At 67.0% G+C, this 17,840-nt stretch carries 15 protein-coding genes; 11 read left to right on the forward strand and 4 right to left on the reverse strand.

Going from position 1 to position 17,840, the window contains the following annotated elements; all coding sequences use genetic code 11:
- Window position 1: 1 nt before the first annotated feature.
- On the reverse strand, window positions 2-901 hold the full coding sequence (locus DFR39_RS04515; RefSeq protein ID WP_133602420.1) for an alpha/beta hydrolase: 900 nt from the start codon (window positions 899-901) through the stop codon (window positions 2-4).
- A 125-nt stretch (window positions 902-1,026) separates the two neighbouring features.
- Here DFR39_RS04515 and sppA point away from each other — a divergent pair, with 125 nt between their 5' ends.
- The 4 genes from sppA (at window position 1,027) to DFR39_RS04535 (ending at window position 5,226) form a co-directional block, all read left to right on the forward strand.
- Window positions 1,027-2,889 carry a signal peptide peptidase SppA gene (gene sppA / locus DFR39_RS04520; protein WP_133602316.1) on the forward strand — a complete coding sequence of 621 codons (1,863 nt, stop codon included), beginning with the start codon at window positions 1,027-1,029 and terminating at the stop codon, window positions 2,887-2,889.
- A 174-nt stretch (window positions 2,890-3,063) separates the two neighbouring features.
- Entirely contained in the window at window positions 3,064-4,197 is a 1,134-nt protein-coding gene (metX, locus tag DFR39_RS04525; protein WP_133602317.1) for a homoserine O-succinyltransferase MetX, read from the forward strand.
- Window positions 4,194-4,778, forward strand: coding sequence for a methionine biosynthesis protein MetW (metW, locus tag DFR39_RS04530; protein WP_133602318.1), 585 nt, complete (start codon window positions 4,194-4,196; stop codon window positions 4,776-4,778). The genes metX and metW overlap by 4 nt, the downstream gene beginning before the upstream one ends.
- Before the next feature lie 73 nt (window positions 4,779-4,851).
- Window positions 4,852-5,226, forward strand: a complete 375-nt coding sequence (locus tag DFR39_RS04535) for a VOC family protein (protein WP_133602319.1) — start codon at window positions 4,852-4,854, stop codon at window positions 5,224-5,226.
- 13 nt (window positions 5,227-5,239) lie between these two features.
- On the opposite strand, the gene ppk2 is transcribed toward DFR39_RS04535, so the two are convergent.
- Window positions 5,240-6,400, reverse strand: a complete 1,161-nt coding sequence (ppk2, locus tag DFR39_RS04540) for a polyphosphate kinase 2 (RefSeq protein ID WP_133602320.1) — start codon at window positions 6,398-6,400, stop codon at window positions 5,240-5,242.
- A gap of 178 nt (window positions 6,401-6,578) precedes the next feature.
- Here ppk2 and DFR39_RS04545 point away from each other — a divergent pair, with 178 nt between their 5' ends.
- The 3 genes from DFR39_RS04545 (at window position 6,579) to DFR39_RS04555 (ending at window position 10,469) form a co-directional block, all read left to right on the forward strand.
- The gene (locus DFR39_RS04545; protein WP_211343790.1) at window positions 6,579-7,967 is read left to right on the forward strand and encodes an esterase-like activity of phytase family protein; all 1,389 of its coding nucleotides are present in this window, start codon (window positions 6,579-6,581) and stop codon (window positions 7,965-7,967) included.
- A gap of 100 nt (window positions 7,968-8,067) precedes the next feature.
- The gene (locus DFR39_RS04550) at window positions 8,068-8,943 is read left to right on the forward strand and encodes an alpha/beta hydrolase (RefSeq protein WP_133602321.1); all 876 of its coding nucleotides are present in this window, start codon (window positions 8,068-8,070) and stop codon (window positions 8,941-8,943) included.
- A 50-nt stretch (window positions 8,944-8,993) separates the two neighbouring features.
- Window positions 8,994-10,469 carry a M20 family metallopeptidase gene (locus DFR39_RS04555; RefSeq protein WP_133602322.1) on the forward strand — a complete coding sequence of 492 codons (1,476 nt, stop codon included), beginning with the start codon at window positions 8,994-8,996 and terminating at the stop codon, window positions 10,467-10,469.
- A 71-nt stretch (window positions 10,470-10,540) separates the two neighbouring features.
- Here the strand turns inward: DFR39_RS04555 and DFR39_RS04560 are convergent, their stop codons facing one another.
- Both DFR39_RS04560 and pcaF read right to left on the reverse strand, forming a co-directional pair.
- Window positions 10,541-11,371 carry an IclR family transcriptional regulator domain-containing protein gene (locus DFR39_RS04560; protein WP_133602323.1) on the reverse strand — a complete coding sequence of 277 codons (831 nt, stop codon included), beginning with the start codon at window positions 11,369-11,371 and terminating at the stop codon, window positions 10,541-10,543.
- Window positions 11,372-11,811: 440 nt separating this feature from the next.
- Complete coding sequence (gene pcaF, locus DFR39_RS04565) at window positions 11,812-13,020, reverse strand: 3-oxoadipyl-CoA thiolase (RefSeq protein ID WP_133602324.1); 1,209 nt, start codon at window positions 13,018-13,020, stop codon at window positions 11,812-11,814.
- A gap of 330 nt (window positions 13,021-13,350) precedes the next feature.
- Between pcaF and DFR39_RS04570 the strand changes: the two genes are divergently transcribed.
- The 4 genes from DFR39_RS04570 to DFR39_RS04585 all read left to right on the forward strand — a co-directional run bounded on the left by DFR39_RS04570 (window position 13,351) and on the right by DFR39_RS04585 (window position 17,805).
- On the forward strand, window positions 13,351-14,646 hold the full coding sequence (locus tag DFR39_RS04570) for a cyclic di-GMP phosphodiesterase (protein WP_133602325.1): 1,296 nt from the start codon (window positions 13,351-13,353) through the stop codon (window positions 14,644-14,646).
- A complete protein-coding gene (locus DFR39_RS04575; RefSeq protein WP_246030668.1) occupies window positions 14,643-16,772 on the forward strand; it encodes a putative bifunctional diguanylate cyclase/phosphodiesterase in 2,130 nt (709 codons plus the stop codon). The genes DFR39_RS04570 and DFR39_RS04575 overlap by 4 nt, the downstream gene beginning before the upstream one ends.
- 65 nt (window positions 16,773-16,837) lie before the next feature.
- Window positions 16,838-17,158 carry a DUF1840 domain-containing protein gene (locus DFR39_RS04580; protein ID WP_133602326.1) on the forward strand — a complete coding sequence of 107 codons (321 nt, stop codon included), beginning with the start codon at window positions 16,838-16,840 and terminating at the stop codon, window positions 17,156-17,158.
- Window positions 17,158-17,805 (forward strand): histidine phosphatase family protein, encoded by a 648-nt coding sequence (locus tag DFR39_RS04585; RefSeq protein ID WP_246030669.1) that lies wholly within the window; start codon window positions 17,158-17,160, stop codon window positions 17,803-17,805. The genes DFR39_RS04580 and DFR39_RS04585 overlap by 1 nt, the downstream gene beginning before the upstream one ends.
- Window positions 17,806-17,840: the final 35 nt, after the last annotated feature.

The following is a 17,840-nucleotide window of genomic DNA, read 5'->3' on the forward strand; positions in this document are numbered from 1 at the left end:
GCTAGTGGGGGCGGGGATGGCCCAGGCCGAAGAGCTCGGCCAGGGCCCGCCGATAGTGCCCCTGGCCCACCGCATTGGTGTTGTGGTGTGAGCCGCCCTCCACCAGCACAAAGCGCTTGGGTTCGGGCGCGCGCTCAAACAGGGCGCGACCCAGCTCGGGCTTGATCACGCGGTCCTCGCTGCCATGCACGACGAGCACGGGCATCTGCACCCGCGCGATGCGTTCGGCCGATTCAAAGCGCTGCGTGATCAACGGGGCGACCGGCAGCCAGCCCCAGCGGTAGCTGCCCACCACATCGGCGATGGAGGTGAAGCTGCCCTCCACAATCAGGCCGGCGGCCTGCTGCTGCACCTGCTGGGCCAGCTCGGTGGCGATGGCGCCGCCCAGGGAGTGGCCGAAGATGAAGCGCTGCCGGTTCGGGTGCTGGCGCGCCAGCCAGTCCCAGGCGGCGCGGGCGTCCTCATAGGCCATGGCCTCGGAGGGCAGCTCCTGCCCATAGCCGCTTTTGCCAAAGCCGCGGTAGTCAATGCCCAGCACCGCAAAGCCCAGCTCCTGCATGCGGCGCATGCGGTTGGCGCTGCCGCGCACATCCCAGCGCGCGCCATGCAGATAGAGCAGCACGGGCGCGTCGGCGCGCTCGGCCGGCAGCCACAGGCCATGCAGCCGCACCTCGCGCTCGCTCAGGGCCGAGCGGAAGGTGATCCACACATCCTCCATGCCCTGGGCGGCGGCCAGACCGCCGCTCCAGGTCCGGTCGCTGGGCTGGAAGATCCACTCGCGCTGCTTTTCGTCCAGGGTGGCGCAGCCGCTCACGCTCAGCACGAGAGCCAGGGCGAGGCTGGCGAGCAGACGACGGGGACGGCGTGAGAGCAGATGTTGAAGCGGAAGCGGCTTGAGCATGGCGTGAGCGTAGATCATGCCGCGAATCCTGGCCCGCCCCGGGCTTTGCGGCAGGCCCTGCCTAGAATCACCGAGCAGCGGGCCAAGCCTGGTGCCAACCCGATGCCAACAAGGAGGATCCTTACATGATGTCTGCCATTCGCGCCTGCGGGCGGGGTGTTGCCAAGGTCTGGGCCTGGGTGGATGCGCTGCGCCGCGGCCTGTTCAATCTGCTGATGCTGGGCCTGATCCTGGTGCTGATCGTGGCCCTGGTGCGGAGCGGGCCGGAGCCGCTGGCGGACAAGACGGCGCTGGTGCTGAATCTGCAGGGCGCGCTGGTGGAGCAAGCGTCGGGATCCCTGCGTTCGCAGGCCTTGGCTCAGGCGCGAGGGGAGTCCCCACAGGCGCAGACCCGGCTGCGCGATGTGCTGGCGGCGCTGGATGCCGCCGCCCGCGACCCCCAGATCAGCCATGTGCTGCTGCAGCTGGACCAGTTCGGCGGCGCCGGCATGGCCGGGCTGCACGAGGTGGCGGCCGCCATCGAGCGCTTCAAGAAGGACTCGGGCGGCAAGAAGGTGCTGGCCTATGGTGACGAGTTCAATCAGCGTGCCTACTTTCTGGCCGCGCGTGCGGACGAGGTCTATCTGCACCCCATGGGTGGCGTGCTGATCGATGGCTTCGGCCGCTATCGCAACTACTACAAGGACGCGCTGGACCGTGTGGGCATCGACGCCAATGTGATCCGGGTCGGCAAGTTCAAGAACTTTGGCGAGCCCTTCTTTGCCAATGCCCCGTCGCCGGCGACGCTGGAGTCCGAGTCCTATCTCTACGGTGATCTGTGGACGCGCTACACCGCCTCCGTCGAGGCGGCGCGCAAGCTGGAGAAGGGCGCCATCGCACGCGCCATCGACGAGCTGCCGCAGCGCATGCAGGCCGTCAAGGGCGATACCGCCCAGCTGGCCTTGAAGGAAAAGCTGGTCGATGCGCTGAAGACCCGTGACGAGATGCGCGCGCTGCTGATCGAGCGCGGCGCCAAGGACGAGAAGAGCAAGAGTTTCCGCCAGATCGATCTGCTGGCCTATCTGGCTCATGTGAAGCCCAAGTGGGATGACAAGGCCGCGGCCATCGGCGTGGTGGTCGCGGAGGGCGAGATCGTCGACGGCCAGGCCGGCCCCGGCAAGGTGGGGGGTGATTCCACCGCCCAGCTGATCCGTCAGGCGCGTGAGGACGACAAGATCAAGGCCCTGGTCTTGCGCGTCAATTCGCCCGGCGGCAGTGCCTTTGCGTCCGAGATCGTGCGCCGCGAGCTGGAGATCACCCGCGCCGCCGGCAAGCCGGTGGTGGTGTCCATGGGCGATGTGGCGGCTTCGGGTGGCTACTGGATCTCGATGGCGGCGGATCAGGTGCTGGCCGATCCGTCGACCATCACCGGCTCGATCGGCGTGTTCGGCATGCTGCCCACGGCCGACAAGCTCATGGGCAAGCTCTCGGTGCATACCGGCGGCTACACCACCACCTGGCTGACCGGTGGCTTCGACCCCCGCCGTCCGCTGGACGAGCGCCTGCGCAGCACGGTGCAATCGGCCGTTCAGTTCATCTACGACGACTTCACCGGTCGGGCTGCCAAGGCGCGCAAGAAGACCGTGGAGCAGATCGACGAGGTGGCGCAGGGCCGGGTCTGGACCGGCTCCCAGGCGCTGGACCGCGGTCTGGTGGACAAGCTGGGCAGCCTGGGTGATGCGCTGCAGGCCGCTGCCACGCTGGCCAAGATCGAGGGTGAGCCGCGCATTGCCTATGTCGAGCGCGAGCCGGGCAAGCTAGACCGACTGCTGAAGTCCATGGACGCGGTGCTGGCGCCCACGCTGGTGGAATGGGTGCGTGCGGCGATGCCGCTGCAGCTGCCCGCGGCCGTGCAGCAGGCCCAGCATGAGCTGGCCTCGCTGACCGAGCTGAGTGCGGGCCGCAAGCCCTATGCGGCCCTGGTGCATTGCCTGTGTACGGCACCCTGAGTCACCGTTCTTGAGCACGGGGCCGATATACTCCGTGCCATAGCGCCGATTTGTTCCGGATTGCGGGCGCTCTACAAATGCCGCTAAAGAGGGACGCCCGATGCACCGGTGTCCGCTCCGTCAGCGACACCGGTGTTTTTGTTTTTGGGCCTTATGAAAATCAGAGGTGAATGCATGGGATCCGTAGGCCATGTCACGCCGCAACGCATGAAGTTCAGCCGGCCGCTGCCGCTGCGCAGCGGCGCCCAGCTGAGCGACTACGAGCTGGTCTACGAGACCTATGGCCAGCTCAATGCCGACAAGAGCAATGCCGTGCTCGTCTGCCATGCCTTGAATGCCAGCCACCATGTGGCCGGCAGCTACGCCGGCCAGGAGCGCAGCGAGGGCTGGTGGGACAACCTGATCGGGCCGGGCAAGCCCCTGGACACGGAGCGCTTTTTCGTCATCGGCATCAACAACCCGGGGTCCTGCTTCGGCTCCACCGGGCCCATGCACATCAACCCGGCCACGGGCCGCGTCTACGGCGCGGACTTCCCCGTGGTCACGGTGCATGACTGGGTGGATGCCCAGGCCCGCGTGCTGGACGAGCTGGGCATCACGCAGCTGGCCGCCGTGCTGGGCGGCTCCCTGGGGGGCATGCAGGCCTTGGACTGGTCGCTGCGCTACCCGGATCGCATGCGGCACTGCATCGCCATCGCCACCGCCCCCAGCCTCTCGGCACAGAACATCGCCTTCAACGAGGTGGCGCGCCGCGCCATCATCACCGACCCCGATTTTCATGGCGGCCACTTCTATGAGCATGGCGTGGTGCCCAAGCGCGGCCTGCGCGTGGCGCGCATGATCGGTCACATCACCTACCTCAGCGACGATGTGATGGAGCAGAAGTTCGGCCGCCAGATGCGTGCCGCCGAGCTGGGCTACAGCACGCAGGACATCGAGTTCCAGATCGAGAGCTATCTGCGCCACCAGGGCGACAAGTTCAGCGAGTACTTCGACGCCAACACCTATCTGCTGATCACGCGCGCCCTGGACTACTTCGATCCGGCCCGCGAGCATGGCGGCGATCTGAGCCGCACCTTTGCCGCGGCACGGTGCAAGTTCCTGCTGGCCAGCTTCACGACGGACTGGCGCTTCTCGCCGGCGCGCTCGCGCGAGATCGTCAAGGCCCTGCTCGACAACAAGCGCGATGTCTCTTATGCCGAGATCGACGCGCCGCACGGCCACGACGCCTTCCTGCTGGAGGACCCGCGCTACCACGGCGTGCTGCGCGCCTATTTCGAACGCATTGCCAAGGAGTTCGCAGCATGAGCGACCGCAGTGTGATGGAAGCGATCGCCGCGCTGGTGCCGGCGGGCTCGCGCGTGCTGGACCTGGGCTGCGGCACCGGTGAGTTGCTGCACCATCTGCAGACCACCAAGGGCTGCACCGGCTACGGCGTGGAACTGGACGACGCCAATGTGCTGGCCTGTGCCAAGCGCGGCGTCAATGTGATCCAGCTGAATCTGGAAGAGGGCCTGGCCATCTTCGAGGACCAGAGCTTCGACGTGGTGCTGCAGCTGGAGACCCTGCAGCATCTGCGCAATACCGAGGCCATGCTCAGGGAAACGGCACGCGTGGGCCGCATGGGCATCGTCAGCTTTCCCAACTTCGCGCATTGGCCCAACCGCCTGCAGGTGCTGCTGGGCCGCATGCCGGTCACCAAGGTGCTGCCCTACGAGTGGTACGACACGCCCAATATCCGCGTCGGCACCTATGCCGACTTCGAGGTGCTGGCGCGCAAGAACCGCCTGCGCGTGCTGGACAGCTTTGGCATCCAGCAGGGGCAGGTCGTGAGGGCTATGCCCAATCTGCTGGCCAGCATGGCGGTGTTCAAGTTCGACCGCGGTTGAGCGGCTGCTGACAGATTCCGGACGCAGCCCCGGGCATCATGGCGGCCGCTTCAACGCTTTGGAGGCGCGAATCATGATTGGCTACACCACCCTGGGCACGCGGGATCTGCCGCGTGCCGCGGCGTTCTACGACGCGCTGTTCGAGACCCTGGGCATCAAGCGCACCATGGACTTTGAGCGCGGCATCGCCTGGGGCCGCGACATGAACTCCCCCGGCTTTGCCGTGATGCTGCCCTTTGACGGCCAGCCGGCCACGGTGGGCAATGGCGTGATGATCGCCCTGGCCGCCGACAGCCCCGCCACCGTGCAGGCCCTGCATGCCAAGGCTCTGGCCCTGGGCGGCTCGGACGAGGGCGCCCCGGGGCCGCGCGGCGGCGGCTTCTATGCCGCCTATTTTCGCGACCTGGATGGCAACAAGCTCAATGCCTTTTGCATGAGCGCCGAGTAAACACCCTGCGGGCTCAGCGCGGTGCCGGGCTCATCGCCTCGCCGCGCTCATAGACCACGCTGGCCCGGCCCACCAGCAGGGGGTCGAGCTGGCCGATCTTGTCCAGGTCCTTGTTGGCATAGGGCAGCTGGTGCAGCACATGGCGCAGCGCGTTCAGGCGCGCGCGCTTCTTGCAGTCCGACTTCACCACGGTCCAGGGCGCTTCGGCGATATCGGTGTTGAAGAACATCGCTTCCTTGGCCTTGGTGTAGTCGCCCCATTTGTCCAGCGAGGCCTTGTCGATGGGCGAGAGCTTCCACTGCTTGAGCGGATGCGCCTCGCGCTCCTTGAAGCGGCGGCGCTGCTCCTCGCGGCTGACCGAGAACCAGAACTTGATCACATGCACGCCCGAGCGCACCAGATTGCGTTCGAACTCGGGGGCCTGGCGCATGAACTCGTTGTACTCGTCATTGCTGCAGAAGCCCATCACCCGTTCCACGCCGGCGCGGTTGTACCAGCTGCGGTCGAAGAGCACGATCTCGCCCGCCGTGGGCAGGTGCTGCACATAGCGCTGGAAGTACCACTGGCCGCGCTCCACCTCGCTGGGTTTTTCCAGCGCCACCACGCGCGCGCCGCGCGGGTTCAGATGTTCCATGAAGCGCTTGATGGTGCCGCCCTTGCCGGCGGCGTCGCGGCCCTCGAAGAGGATCACCACCTTCTGCCCGGTCTGCTTGACCCAGGCCTGCAGCTTGAGCAGCTCCACCTGCAGGCGGTACTTCTGCTTCTCGTACGCCTTGCGGGACATCAGGTTCTTGTAGGGATAGCCACCGCGGCGCCAGTCGGGGGCCAGCTCCTCGTCGGCATCGACCCCCAGGGCCTTGGCCGGCGCTTCCAGCTCCTTCAGCAGGGCACGGCGCAGGGCGGCGGCATCGTCCGGCGAGGCCCCGCGCACGATTTCGCGCACGGAACTGGCCAGGCTGCTGGCACCCCGCTGGCTCACGATGTCCTGCAGTGCTTCCAACTCGCGTGCCCGCGCTTTCTCTACGGCCTCATCCACGCTGTGGCGGGCAATGCGCTCGGGCTGGACGCTGCCTGCGGTGTCGCCGCTGCGCACGCGGCGTACCCGTGGCGTGCGCGGGAGGGCGGTGCTGCGAGCGGGCTTGGGAGGAGAGGCGGAGTTGGGCTTGCTGCTCATGGTTCTGGAATGTGACGAATCCGTGACATTCAAGGTTCGCATCGCTTGCCTGGCCGGGCCTTGAGCTTGATCAAGCGGCGCTTGGCGCTGTACGCCCCGCTGCGTCCCTTCATCACGGTCTCGTCATCTGCGCTGCCTAGGCTGCCGGACTTGCTTCCATTGAGCGAGTCCAAACATCATGACAACGAAATCTGCACTGATGGCCGCAGCCGTGCTGGCCCTGTGTTCATTGGGGGCCGCGGCCCAGACCGGCGCCGCCCCGGCCCTGCCCGCCGAGCTGGCCGGCCACGCCCTGCTGCCCGCGCGCAGCTTCGTGCCCGCACCCAAGGATGCGCCGGCCTATCTGCAGACCAGCGGCAAGTTCACCGCCGCCGATGGCCGCCGCGTGGATGCGCTGGAATCCATCATGGGCACGTCCTTCCTCTCGGACAAGGCCGCGCCGCGCGAGACCGGCGTCAAGCTGCCCTTCAAGGGCCAGCCGGTGCAGGGCTTCTCGGGCATCAAGACCATGAAGGACGGCAGCTTCTGGGTGCTGACCGACAACGGCTTCGGTGCCAAGAACAATAGCGCGGACGCGATGCTGATGTTCCACAAGCTGCGCATCGACTGGAAGCAGGGCAGCGTGCAGCGCAGCCAGACCCTGTTCCTGCACGACCCGGACCGCAAGATCCCCTTCCTGATCGTCAACGAGGGCACGAGCAAGCGCTACCTCACCGGCGCCGATCTGGACATCGAGTCCATGCAGCCCATCGGCAATGAGCTCTGGTTCGGCGATGAGCTGGGCCCCTATCTGATCCGCACCGATCTGCAGGGCAAGGTGTTGGGCCTGTACGAGACCCGGCTGGACGGCAAGCTCCTGCGTTCGCCCGACCACTACACGGTGACGACGCCGGCCGTACCCGGCACGCCGGTGACGACGCCCGTGCGCCGCTCGCGTGGCTATGAGGGCATGGCCGCCAGCCCGGATGGCCGCTTCCTCTACCCCTTGCTGGAAGGCCCGCTGTGGCTGGAGGGCGAGAAGAAGTGGGAGACCTCGGCCGATGGCCGCGAAGTGCTGCGCGTGCTGGAGTTCGATGTGGCCCAGCGCGCCTGGACCGGCCGCAGCTGGAAGTACCCGCTGGAGCTCAAGGGCAACAATATCGGCGACTTCAACATGATCGACGCCGACACCGCCCTGGTGATCGAGCGCGACAACGGCGAGGGCTCGGTGGACGAGGCCTGCAACGGACCCGCCCGCCCCGACTGCCAGAACGTGCCGGCCCGCTTCAAGCGCGTCTACAAGATCAGCCTCAAGGACGCAGACGCTGAAGGCCTGGTGCGCAAGATCGGCTATGTGGACCTGATGGACATCGCCGACCCCAAGAGCCTGGGCCGCAACGGTGCCACCCGCCAGGGCCGCTTCAGCTTCCCCTTCGTGACCATAGAGAACGTGGACGTGGTGGACGCCGAGCACATCGTGGTGGCCAATGACAACAACCTGCCTTACTCCAGCGGCCGCAAGCTGGGCGTGCAGGACGACAACGAGTTCATCCTGCTCAAGGTCCCCGAGCTGCTGAAGGCGCGCTGAGCGACGCAACTGTCGCCAAATGTAGGGACGGCTTGCGTACTTTCACCGACCGGGGAAGTCCTGGGCCGTTGGGTGTCGGCCGCTCCCTACACTGGCCGGCATGCGTACTTTGAGAACCGATGACGGGCTGCCCCTGCACTGGCGGCAATGGAGCCGCCCCGGTCCGGGGCCGGCACGCGGCACGGTGCTCATCGTGCACGGCCTGGGTGAACATATCGGGCGCTACGAGGCGCTGGCTGGCCGCCTGAATGATTGGGGCTGGCATGTGGTGGGCCATGACCAGCGAGGGCACGGCGCCTCCGGTGGCCCGCGTGGGGACATCCCCGAGGCGGATCGTCTTCAGCGCGATTTGGCCCTGGTCATCGATGAGCTTCGGGCCGATCCCCAGCTGGGCTTCGGTCCCCTGGTGATGTTGGGCCACAGCATGGGCGGCCTCGTGGCGGCGCGTTTCGTCGCGGGTGGGCTCGCCCTGGGGCAGGGCGGCGTTCTGCCAGCATGGTTTCGCCCGGTCGATGGGCTGGTGCTGAGCTCGCCGGCCTTGGACCCCGGGCTCTCGGGCGTGCAGCGCATGCTGCTCGGGGCGGCCCGGCCCCTGCTCCCGCATCTGGCGGTGGGCAATGGCCTGAAGACCAGTTGGATCTCGCGCGATCCCGCGGTCGTGGCCGCCTATGAGAACGATCCTCTGGTGCATGACCGCGTCAGCGCCACCCTGGCCGCCATGATTGCGGACGGCGGCGCCGAGCTTCAACACCAGGCCCCCCTGTGGGTGGTGCCCACCCTGCTGATGTGGGCCGGGGCAGACCAGTGCGTGGACCCCGAGGGCAGCGCTCGCTTCGCGGCCGAGGCGCCGCGTGCCGTGGTACAGACGCAGTGCTTCGAGCGGCTCTATCACGAGCTCTTCAACGAGCCCGAGCGCGAGCAGGTCTATGCGCGGCTGCAGGCCTGGCTGGAGCAGCGCTTCCCGCCTGCGCGCTGAGGGCCTGGGAACTAGAATTCCGACTCCCCGCCACAAGCCGGAACACCACCATGAATGCACGCGACGCCGCGCTGCCGCTGCAGCCCGATGAAGCCTCGGCCCTGGGCCGTTTTGCCGAACGCGTCTGGGACGAGGAAATCGTTCCGGCGCTGAGCGACTACATCGCCATCCCCGCCAAGAGCCCCATGTTCGATGCCGACTGGGCCAAGAACGGGCATATCGAGAAGGTGCTGCGCGACGCGGCCACCTGGGTGGAGAGCAAGAAGGTGGCCGGCCTCAAGCTGGAGGTGGTGCGCCTGGAGGGCCGCACGCCGGTGATCTTCTTCGAGGTGCCGTCCACCAAGCCGGGCAGCGATGACACCATCGTGCTCTACGGCCATCTGGACAAGCAGCCCGAGTTCAACGGCTGGCGCTCCGACCTGGGGCCCTGGACGCCCAAGTACGAGAACGGCCTGCTCTATGGCCGCGGCGGCGCCGACGACGGCTACGCCATCTACGCCTCGCTGACCGCCATCATGGCCCTGGACCAGCAGGGCATTCCCCGGCCGCGCTGCGTGGGCATCATCGAAACCTGCGAGGAGAGCGGCTCCTACGATCTGCCGGCCTATATCGATGTGCTTAAAGAACGCCTGGGCAATGTCTCCCTGGTGGTATGCCTGGACTCGGGTGCGGGCAATTACGAGCAGCTCTGGCTCACCACCTCGCTGCGCGGCATGGTTTCGGGCGTGCTCAAGGTGGAGGTGCTGACCGAGGGCATCCACAGCGGCGACGCCTCGGGCCTGGTGCCCTCGAGCTTCCGCATCCTGCGCCAGGTGCTGGACCGTCTGGAGGATTCCAAGACCGGCCGCCTGCTGCCCGACAGCTTCCACTGCGAGATCCCGGGCGATCGGGTGGACCAGGCTCGCGCCACCGCCGAGATCCTCAAGGACGAGGTCTGGAAGCGCTACCCCTGGGCCTGCGGCGCCGATGGCGGCAGCGTGCTGCCCGTGACCCAGGACCCGGTGGAGGTGCTGCTCAACCGCACCTGGCGCCCCACCCTGAGCGTGACCGGCGTGGACGGCTTCCCCGAGCTGAAGAACGCCGGCAATGTGCTGCGCCCCTACACCGCCTTCAAGCTCTCGCTGCGCCTGCCGCCCCTGGTGGACGGCAACGAGGCTGCGCTCAAGCTCAAGGCCCTGCTGGAAGACAACGCGCCCTACAACGCCCGCGTCACCTTCGTGCCCGATGGCCGCGCCGGGGCCTATGGCGCCACCGGCTGGAACACGCCCGAGCTCAGCCCCTGGCTCTCGGGCGCGCTCAACGAGGCCAGCCTGGCGCATTTCGGCCGCCCGGTGGGCTTCATCGGCCAGGGCGGCACCATCCCGCTGATGAGCATGCTGCAAAAGGGCTTCCCCAAGGCGCAGATGATGGTCTGCGGCGTGCTGGGCCCCAAGAGCAATGCCCACGGCCCCAACGAGTTCCTGCACGTGCCCTATGGCAAGCGCCTGACGGCTGCCGTGGCCCAGGTGATGGCGGCCCACCCCTGAGGTCGTCGCGCCCGCTGAAATGCAAACGGGATCCCAGCGGGATCCCGTTTTGGTTTCCAGAGGGCAGAGCCTCAGAGCAGCATGCGCAGATGGGCCTGGGCCTGCAGCAGCGGCGGCAGGCAGTGCTCGACCAGCTGGTCCATGCTCATGCGCGAGGCATGCACGCTGATGTTCATGGCGGCGACCACATCGCCCCGGTAGTTCTTCAGCGGCACGGCCACGGTGCGCAGACCCAGCTCCAGCTCCTGGTCGATGCAGGCGTAGCCCAGGGCGCGTGCACGGGCGATCTCGATGCGCAGCCGCTCGGGGTGGGTGATGGTGTGCGGGGTCAGGGGGCTGAGCTCCTGACGGGCGATCCAGGCATCGACCTCGGCCTGGGGCAGGGCGGCCAACAGCACGCGGCCATTGCCGGCACAGTAGGCCGGCACCCGGGTGCCGGGCTGCAGCGTGGGAGAGACGACGCGGCCGGCGCTGGTGGCGGCGATGCAGATCACATCATTGCCATCCAGCACGCCGGCGGAGCTGGCCTCCTTGAGGGCGTAGGCCAGCTTGTGCAACTCGGGCTCCACGATGCGCGGCAGGCGGGCCGAGTGCATATAGCTTTGTCCCAGGCGCAGCACCTTGGGGGTCAGGGCAAACATCTTGCGATCCTGCGAGACAAAGCCCAGATGGGTCAGGGTCAGCAGGTAGCGGCGGGCCGCGGCGCGGGTCAGGCCGGTGCGCGCCGCAACCTCGGAGATGGTCAGTCGGGGACGTTCCTGATCGAAGGCTTCGATCACGGCCAGACCCTTTTCAAGGCCAGCCACCAGATCGCGCTTGAGTGGGCCGCTGGGAGCGTCGGCCGGCGCTGTGGCCGGAATTTCGAGGGCGGTCAGATCATCAAGTGCGCGGGCAGCAGACATGGCATTGGGTGCGTTAATCGCCCAAATATGCTGGGCGCAAGCCGGGGAAACGCTGACTATAGGAAGCCCCAAACACGCAGCGCAAGCAAAACTGCCGCAAAAGGGGCGATATTCGCACCTTTATGCACCAATAAGGTGCTTTCGCATAGGACTCCTCCCACGGCCGTTTCGGGCGGGTGTGGGCGGGATGCGGGGCGGTAAGGGAAGCCCGAAGCTTGACTCAGTACGACGCCAACGGGCTACGTACTACCACTTACGCGGTCCACAAACTGGATTTGAGTCGTATATGTGCGCTCTGCGTTTGGTTTCTGGATCCAGTATCCCACGCAGCATCCCGCCACGTGGCGGCGCCGTCCCGGCTTTACGATGACAAAAACGCAGCACCCCTTGAGCTGAGCTCATGCCTTGCACCACCGTGGTGCAAGGCCTGGGGTTTGCTGTCAGACGCGTTCCACAATCAGGGCGATGCCCTGCCCGACGCCGATACACATGGTGCACAGGGCATAGCGGCCGCCGCTGCGCTGCAGCTGGTTGACGGCCGTGGTCACCAGGCGGGCGCCGCTTGCCCCCAGGGGGTGGCCCAGGGCGATGGCGCCGCCATTGGGGTTCACGCGGGCGTCGTCGTCGGCCAGTCCCAGATCGCGCAGCACGGCCAGGCCCTGGGCGGCGAAGGCTTCGTTCAGCTCGATCACATCCATCTGGGCCAGGCTCAGGCCGGTCTGGGCCAACACCTTGCGGGCCGCGGGGGCCGGGCCCATGCCCATGATGCGCGGCGCCACGCCGGCCGTGGCCATGCCCACCACGCGGGCGCGCGGGGTCAGGCCGTGCCGGGCCGCGGCGGCTTCGCTGGCCAGTAGCAGGGCGCAGGCGCCATCGTTCACGCCCGAGGCATTGCCGGCCGTCACGCTGCCATCGGGGCGCACCACGCCCTTGAGCCTGGCCAGGGCTTCGAGGCTGGTTTCGCGCGGGTGTTCGTCCTTGGAGACGATGATCGGATCGCTCTTCTTCTGCGCAATCGTCACGGGCGTGATCTCGGCGTCGAAGAAGCCGCTCTGTTGGGCGGCCACGGCCTTGAGCTGGCTGGCCAGGGCCATGCGGTCCTGCGCCTCGCGCTCAATGCCGAAATCGTTGGCCACGTTCTCGGCCGTTTCCGGCATGGAATCCACGCCGTACTGTTCCTTCATCAGCTTGTTGATGAAGCGCCAGCCTATGGTGGTGTCGTAGACGGCGTTGGCGCGCGAGAAGGCGCTCTCGGCCTTGGGCATCACGAAGGGCGCGCGGCTCATGCTCTCCACGCCGCCGGCAATCATCAGCTCGGCCTCGCCGGCGCGGATGGCGCGCGCGGCGCTGCCGACGGCGTCCATGCCCGAGCCGCAAAGGCGGTTGATGGTCATGCCCGGTACGGCGATGGGCAGTCCGGCCAGCAGGGCCGCCATGCGGGCCACATTGCGGTTGTCCTCGCCGGCCTGGTTGGCGCAGCCGTAAAGCACATCGTCCACGGCCTCCCAGTCCACGCGGGCATTGCGCGCCATGAGGGCGCGCAGGGGCACCGCACCGAGGTCATCGGCGCGCACCGAGGACAGGGCGCCGCCGTAGCGGCCGAAGGGGGTCCGCAAGGCATCACAGATGAAGGCGTGTCGGGAATTCATGGCAGAAGGGCTCCGGGTTCGTGTGTGGCGTGGTGCGCCATGCGTGAGCTCTTGAGGGCTGCGACGCATGGGCGCTGCGGGGCTGTGGCTGCAGCCACCCTTGGCGGCTCCCAGCGCGAGGCATAAATGTTCTTTATTGGAACTTTGGTTCTGAAAATGAACATGCTAGGCCGGAGCTTCATTTCCGGTCAAGAATTTCCCGTGACAATTCGCACGGTAGGCGTTTGTAATCAGGTGCAAGGGCCGCACGGGGCTGGTTTACTGCTCAAGTGGTGCAGACATCGTGCCGATGCAGCTGCCGAGGGCGCCTAGAAAAGGCGTAGGAAGAAGATGAAGGACAACACTTCGGATCCTTTGATCGACGTTGCGCAGCTCAAGGTGGGTATGTTCATTCACCTGGATCTGGGCTGGATGGCGCATCCGTTCCCGCTGAGCAGCTTCAAGCTGAGTTCGGAGGATCAACTCCTGGTGTTGCGTCGCCTGGGACTCAAACAAGTGCGTTGGAGCCCCAGCCGCAGTGATTTGCAGACCGAGGCCGCGGCGCTGAATGAGGCGCAGCCGGGGGGTGAGAGCCCCGACCAAGCTCAGCAACAGGCCAAACCCAGTCCCGAGCAACTCGCCCGCGAGGCTCACAAGCGTGCCCTGGCCGCTCAGCGTGAGGCGCTGTCCCTGTGCGAGCGTCAGTACGGTGAGGCGGCGACAGCCTTCCGCGACATCATGGAAGTGCTGCCGCGGGAGCCGCGAGGCTCTCGGGACCAGGCCATCGCCCTGTCCGGCGCCCTGTTGGACAAGATGCTGGTCGAAGGCGACCTCAATATCCGCCTGCTCAATGAAGGGGCGGGGGATCGCGGCACGGCTCACGCCCTGAATGTGGCCATCATCTCCATGCTGCTGGGACGTGCCTTTGGGCTGGGCCGCGAGGAGATGATGGACCTCGGTGTCGGCGCGCTCTTGCATGACCTCGGCAAGACCGAGCTGCCTGCACGGGTTCGCAATCGCGATGACAGCTTCACCCTGGCCGAGACTCAGGCCTACCAGCAGCATGTCCAGAAGGGCGTGGCCTTGGCTCAGGCCATGGGGCTGAGTCCCGGCCCCCTGTTGGTCATTGCCCAGCATCATGAAAATGCCGACGGCAGCGGTTTTCCGCAGCGCATCAATGTGGATCGCATGAGTGCCGCCGCCCGCATCGTGGCCCTGGTCAATCGCTTTGACGGTCTTTGCAATCCCCTGCTGGCGTCCAAGTCCATGACGCCGCACGAGGCCTTGTCCCTCATGTTCGCCCAGGGGCGCAATCGCTTCGACGCCACCATGCTCAATGCCTTCATCCGGATGATGGGCGTGTATCCGCCAGGCTCGGCGGTGCAGCTCACCGATGATCGCTACGCCCTGGTGGTGGCCGTGAACTCATCGCGGCCGCTCAAGCCGCGTGTGATGGTGCATGACCCCAAGGTGCCCAGGGAGGAAGCCTTGATCCTGAACCTGGAAGAACACCCGGATCTGGGCATACGCCGCAGCCTCAAGCCCAGTCTGCTGCCTCGGGCGGCACTGGACTATCTGAGCCCGCGTACACGAGTGGCCTACTTCTTTGAGAGCACCACCATGCCCCTCGGGGAGTTGGCGGCGTGACCCCCGCAACGCTCGGCAGTACCGCGATTCACCCGCGCCCGCACCACGACCAAGCCCTGATCGACGGGCTTCAAGAGGCGGTGTGGCTGGTGGATGCGCGTACGCTGTGCGTGATGGCCGTCAATCAGGCGGCTACCCAGCTATTGGGGCTTGAACCTGCGCGCCTGATCGGTGCCAGCATGGAGTCGCTGGCCTGCACGGCGGAGGATGCGCTGTTCTGGATGGAGGCTGCTGCAGGTTCCCGCGAGGGCTTGCACACCGACACCATGCTGCGGCGCGCCGACGGGCAGATGATCTGGGCCGCGCGACGCATCAGCCATATGGCGCTGGCCGATGGTGATGGGGTCTGGCTGGTCTCGATGCGTGATCTCAGCCGGCAGCGGCAGCATGATGAGGAGCGCGAGACCCTGCTCGCCGAGCTGAAAGCGACCCTGGAGTCCACGGCCGACGGCATCCTGGTTTCGGATCTGGCAGGTCGCATGCGCAGCTTCAATCAGCGCTTTGCCTCGCTATGGGGCTTGCCCGAGGATCTGCTGCTTGAGCGCAATGATGAGGCGGTGCAGGCCTGGATGCGGCGCAGCGTGGTCGATGGCGTGGCCTACGCGACCCGTCTGGCCGCCATTCAGGAAGCCCCGCTGCTGCAGACCAGCGACATCATCAAGCTGCTGGATGGCCGGGTGCTGGAGCGCGTCTCGCTGCCGCAGTGGAGCCGGGGGCGCCCCATCGGCCGGGTGTATTCCTTCCGCGACCTCAGCGAGAAGCTCGCCGCCAGCCAGCGCATCGATGAGCTGTCGCACACCGATATGCTGACCGGCCTGCCCAACCGCCGGGCCCTGGCCGAGCGCATTGACTACGCCCAAGCCATGGCGCGCCGCGACGCCTCGGGCTTTGCCCTGCTCAATGTCGACCTGGATCGCTTCAAGCAGATCAATGACACCCTGGGGCATTCCTACGGGGATCGCGTGCTCAAGGAAGTGGCCCAGCGTCTGCGGGAGTGCCTGCGTGAGGTGGACACCGTGGCGCGCCTGGGCGGCGATGAGTTCTCTTTGCTGGTCCACCAGGCTGATGCGCGCGGGGCGGAGCATGCGGCGCGCCGGGTGCAGGAGGCCATGGCCCGGCCCTTCAGCTTCGACACGCTGAGTTTCACCGTCACCTGCTCGGTGGGCATTGCCCTCTTCCCTAGCGACGGGGGGGGCGCAGATGAGCTCATGGCGAGTGCCGAGCGCGCCATGCACTGGGTCAAGGAGAGTGGGCGGGGTGCTTTCCGCTTCCACCAGCCGCGCAAGCATGTGGATCTGCTCTCGCGCATGCGACTGGATCACGCCATGCGTCAGGCCCTGCTGGAGGGGCAGTTCCGGCTGCACTACCAGCCTCAGGTGGACCTGGGCAGTGGCCGCGTGATTGGCGCCGAAGCCCTGCTGCGCTGGCGCGACCCGCTGCGCGGCGACATTCCGCCCTCCGAGTTTGTGCCGGTGGCCGAGGAGAGTGGTTTTATCGTCGCCATCGGCGATTGGGTGCTGCGCCAGGCGGTGCAGCAGGCCGCCGACTGGCTGCGCCAGGGGCGGCGCATCCAGGTGGCCGTGAACGTCTCGGCCCTGCAATTCCAGCAAAGCCAGTTCGTGGAGACGGTGGCGCAAGCCCTCAAGGCCGCCGGTCTGCCACCCTCGCTGCTGGAGCTTGAGCTCACCGAGTCCATTCTGCTGCGCGATGCCGAGGAGGCGCTGCTGCGCTTGCAGGCTCTGGCCGAGCTGGGCGTGTGCATGTCCATCGACGACTTTGGCACCGGCTATTCCAGCCTGGGCTATCTGAAGCGCTTCCCCATCCAGCGACTCAAGATTGATCGCAGCTTCATCCAGGGCCTGCCCTCGGACGAGAGCGATGCCGGCATTGTGAACGCCGTGATCCAGATGGGGCGCGCCCTGCGCCTGCTGGTGATCGCCGAAGGGGTGGAGACCGAGGCCCAGCGCGACTTTCTGGCGTGCGCGGGCTGCCATGAGTACCAAGGCTATCTCTTTGCCCCGGCGCTGGAGACGCGAGCCTTTGAGGACAAGGTCTGGCAGCCCCAGCTCCCGCCTCCGCGTCCGGCTCTATCGCCCATGCGCCTGGTACGAGGTCGGGCCGCCTGAGTCTGCCGGGCTGGCCGCCCCACGGGCACAATGCCCGGGTGGCCGCGCAGCGGCCAGGAGACCCTATGTACCGATTCAAGTCCAAGGACAGCGCCGATGTGATCATGCTCGCCACTCATGGCGAGCAGATCCTGAAGCTGATGGGGCGCGAGTCCACCCCGGAAGGCATCATCACGAGCCGCCAACTGGTCGAGGCGATCGAGCAGCTGGAGCGGGCGGTGGCCGAGGACGAGGCCGCGTTTGCCCGCCAACAGGCGGATGCCGAGGCGGCGGGCGAGCCCATCCCGCGCCGAACCGGCGTGACGCTACGTCAGCGCGCCTGGCCGCTGCTGGGCGCCATGCGCCTGGCGCTGCGCGGCGGGCATGATCTCATCTGGCAGTCCTGATGGGCCTGGACACGGTCACCACCCTGTTGGCAGTGCGCCATGGTGAGACGGCCTGGAATCGCGAGCGCCGCATCCAGGGCCATATGGATGTGCCCTTAAGCCCTCTGGGCGAGGCCCAGGCCCAGCGTCTGGCCGAGGTCTTGGCCGGCGAGCCGATTGACGCCATTTATGCCAGCGATCTCATGCGTGCCCGCCAGACGGCGGCTGCCTTCGCTGCGCGCAGCGGACTCCCGGTGGGCGAGGACGTCGGCTTACGTGAGCGTGGCTTCGGCTGTTTCGAGGGCCTGAGCTGGACGGAGATCGAGGCGCGCTGGCCCGAACAGGTGTTGCGCTGGAAGCGGCGCGACCCCGACTTCGGGGCCGAGGGTGGGGAGCGCTTGCGCGACTTCTATCAAAGAGCCGTCGGTGCCGTGGAGCGTCTGGCCCAGGCCCACCCCGGCCAGACCTTGTTGCTCGTTGCCCACGGCGGGGTGATGGATTGCCTGTACCGGGCCGGCCGAAGACTGCCGCTTGAGGCGCCCCGGAGCTGGGCCCTGGGCAATGCCACGATCAATCGCCTGCTCTACACGCCGGCGGGCCTGAGCGTGGTGGGCTGGAACGACGATCTGCATCTGGATGGCCTGGGCCTGGACGAGGCTGCGGCCTGAGCGCTGTGGCGCGCTCGCCAGCCCAACCCGATCTG

Origin of the sequence: Roseateles asaccharophilus, assembly GCF_004362405.1 — a bacterium.
Taxonomy (GTDB): domain Bacteria; phylum Pseudomonadota; class Gammaproteobacteria; order Burkholderiales; family Burkholderiaceae_C; genus Kinneretia; species Kinneretia asaccharophila.

Bases quoted from the DNA above. Each gene is read 5' to 3' on its own strand.
- DFR39_RS04515 (WP_133602420.1), bottom strand. From the start codon at position 901: ATGCTCAAGCCGCTTCCGCTTCAACATCTGCTCTCACGCCGTCCCCGT.
- sppA (WP_133602316.1), top strand. From the start codon at position 1,027: ATGATGTCTGCCATTCGCGCCTGCGGGCGGGGTGTTGCCAAGGTCTGG.
- metX (WP_133602317.1), top strand. From the start codon at position 3,064: ATGGGATCCGTAGGCCATGTCACGCCGCAACGCATGAAGTTCAGCCGG.
- metW (WP_133602318.1), top strand. From the start codon at position 4,194: ATGAGCGACCGCAGTGTGATGGAAGCGATCGCCGCGCTGGTGCCGGCG.
- DFR39_RS04535 (WP_133602319.1), top strand. From the start codon at position 4,852: ATGATTGGCTACACCACCCTGGGCACGCGGGATCTGCCGCGTGCCGCG.
- ppk2 (WP_133602320.1), bottom strand. From the start codon at position 6,400: ATGAGCAGCAAGCCCAACTCCGCCTCTCCTCCCAAGCCCGCTCGCAGC.
- DFR39_RS04545 (WP_211343790.1), top strand. From the start codon at position 6,579: ATGACAACGAAATCTGCACTGATGGCCGCAGCCGTGCTGGCCCTGTGT.
- DFR39_RS04550 (WP_133602321.1), top strand. From the start codon at position 8,068: ATGCGTACTTTGAGAACCGATGACGGGCTGCCCCTGCACTGGCGGCAA.
- DFR39_RS04555 (WP_133602322.1), top strand. From the start codon at position 8,994: ATGAATGCACGCGACGCCGCGCTGCCGCTGCAGCCCGATGAAGCCTCG.
- DFR39_RS04560 (WP_133602323.1), bottom strand. From the start codon at position 11,371: ATGTCTGCTGCCCGCGCACTTGATGATCTGACCGCCCTCGAAATTCCG.
- pcaF (WP_133602324.1), bottom strand. From the start codon at position 13,020: ATGAATTCCCGACACGCCTTCATCTGTGATGCCTTGCGGACCCCCTTC.
- DFR39_RS04570 (WP_133602325.1), top strand. From the start codon at position 13,351: ATGAAGGACAACACTTCGGATCCTTTGATCGACGTTGCGCAGCTCAAG.
- DFR39_RS04580 (WP_133602326.1), top strand. From the start codon at position 16,838: ATGTACCGATTCAAGTCCAAGGACAGCGCCGATGTGATCATGCTCGCC.
- DFR39_RS04585 (WP_246030669.1), top strand. From the start codon at position 17,158: ATGGGCCTGGACACGGTCACCACCCTGTTGGCAGTGCGCCATGGTGAG.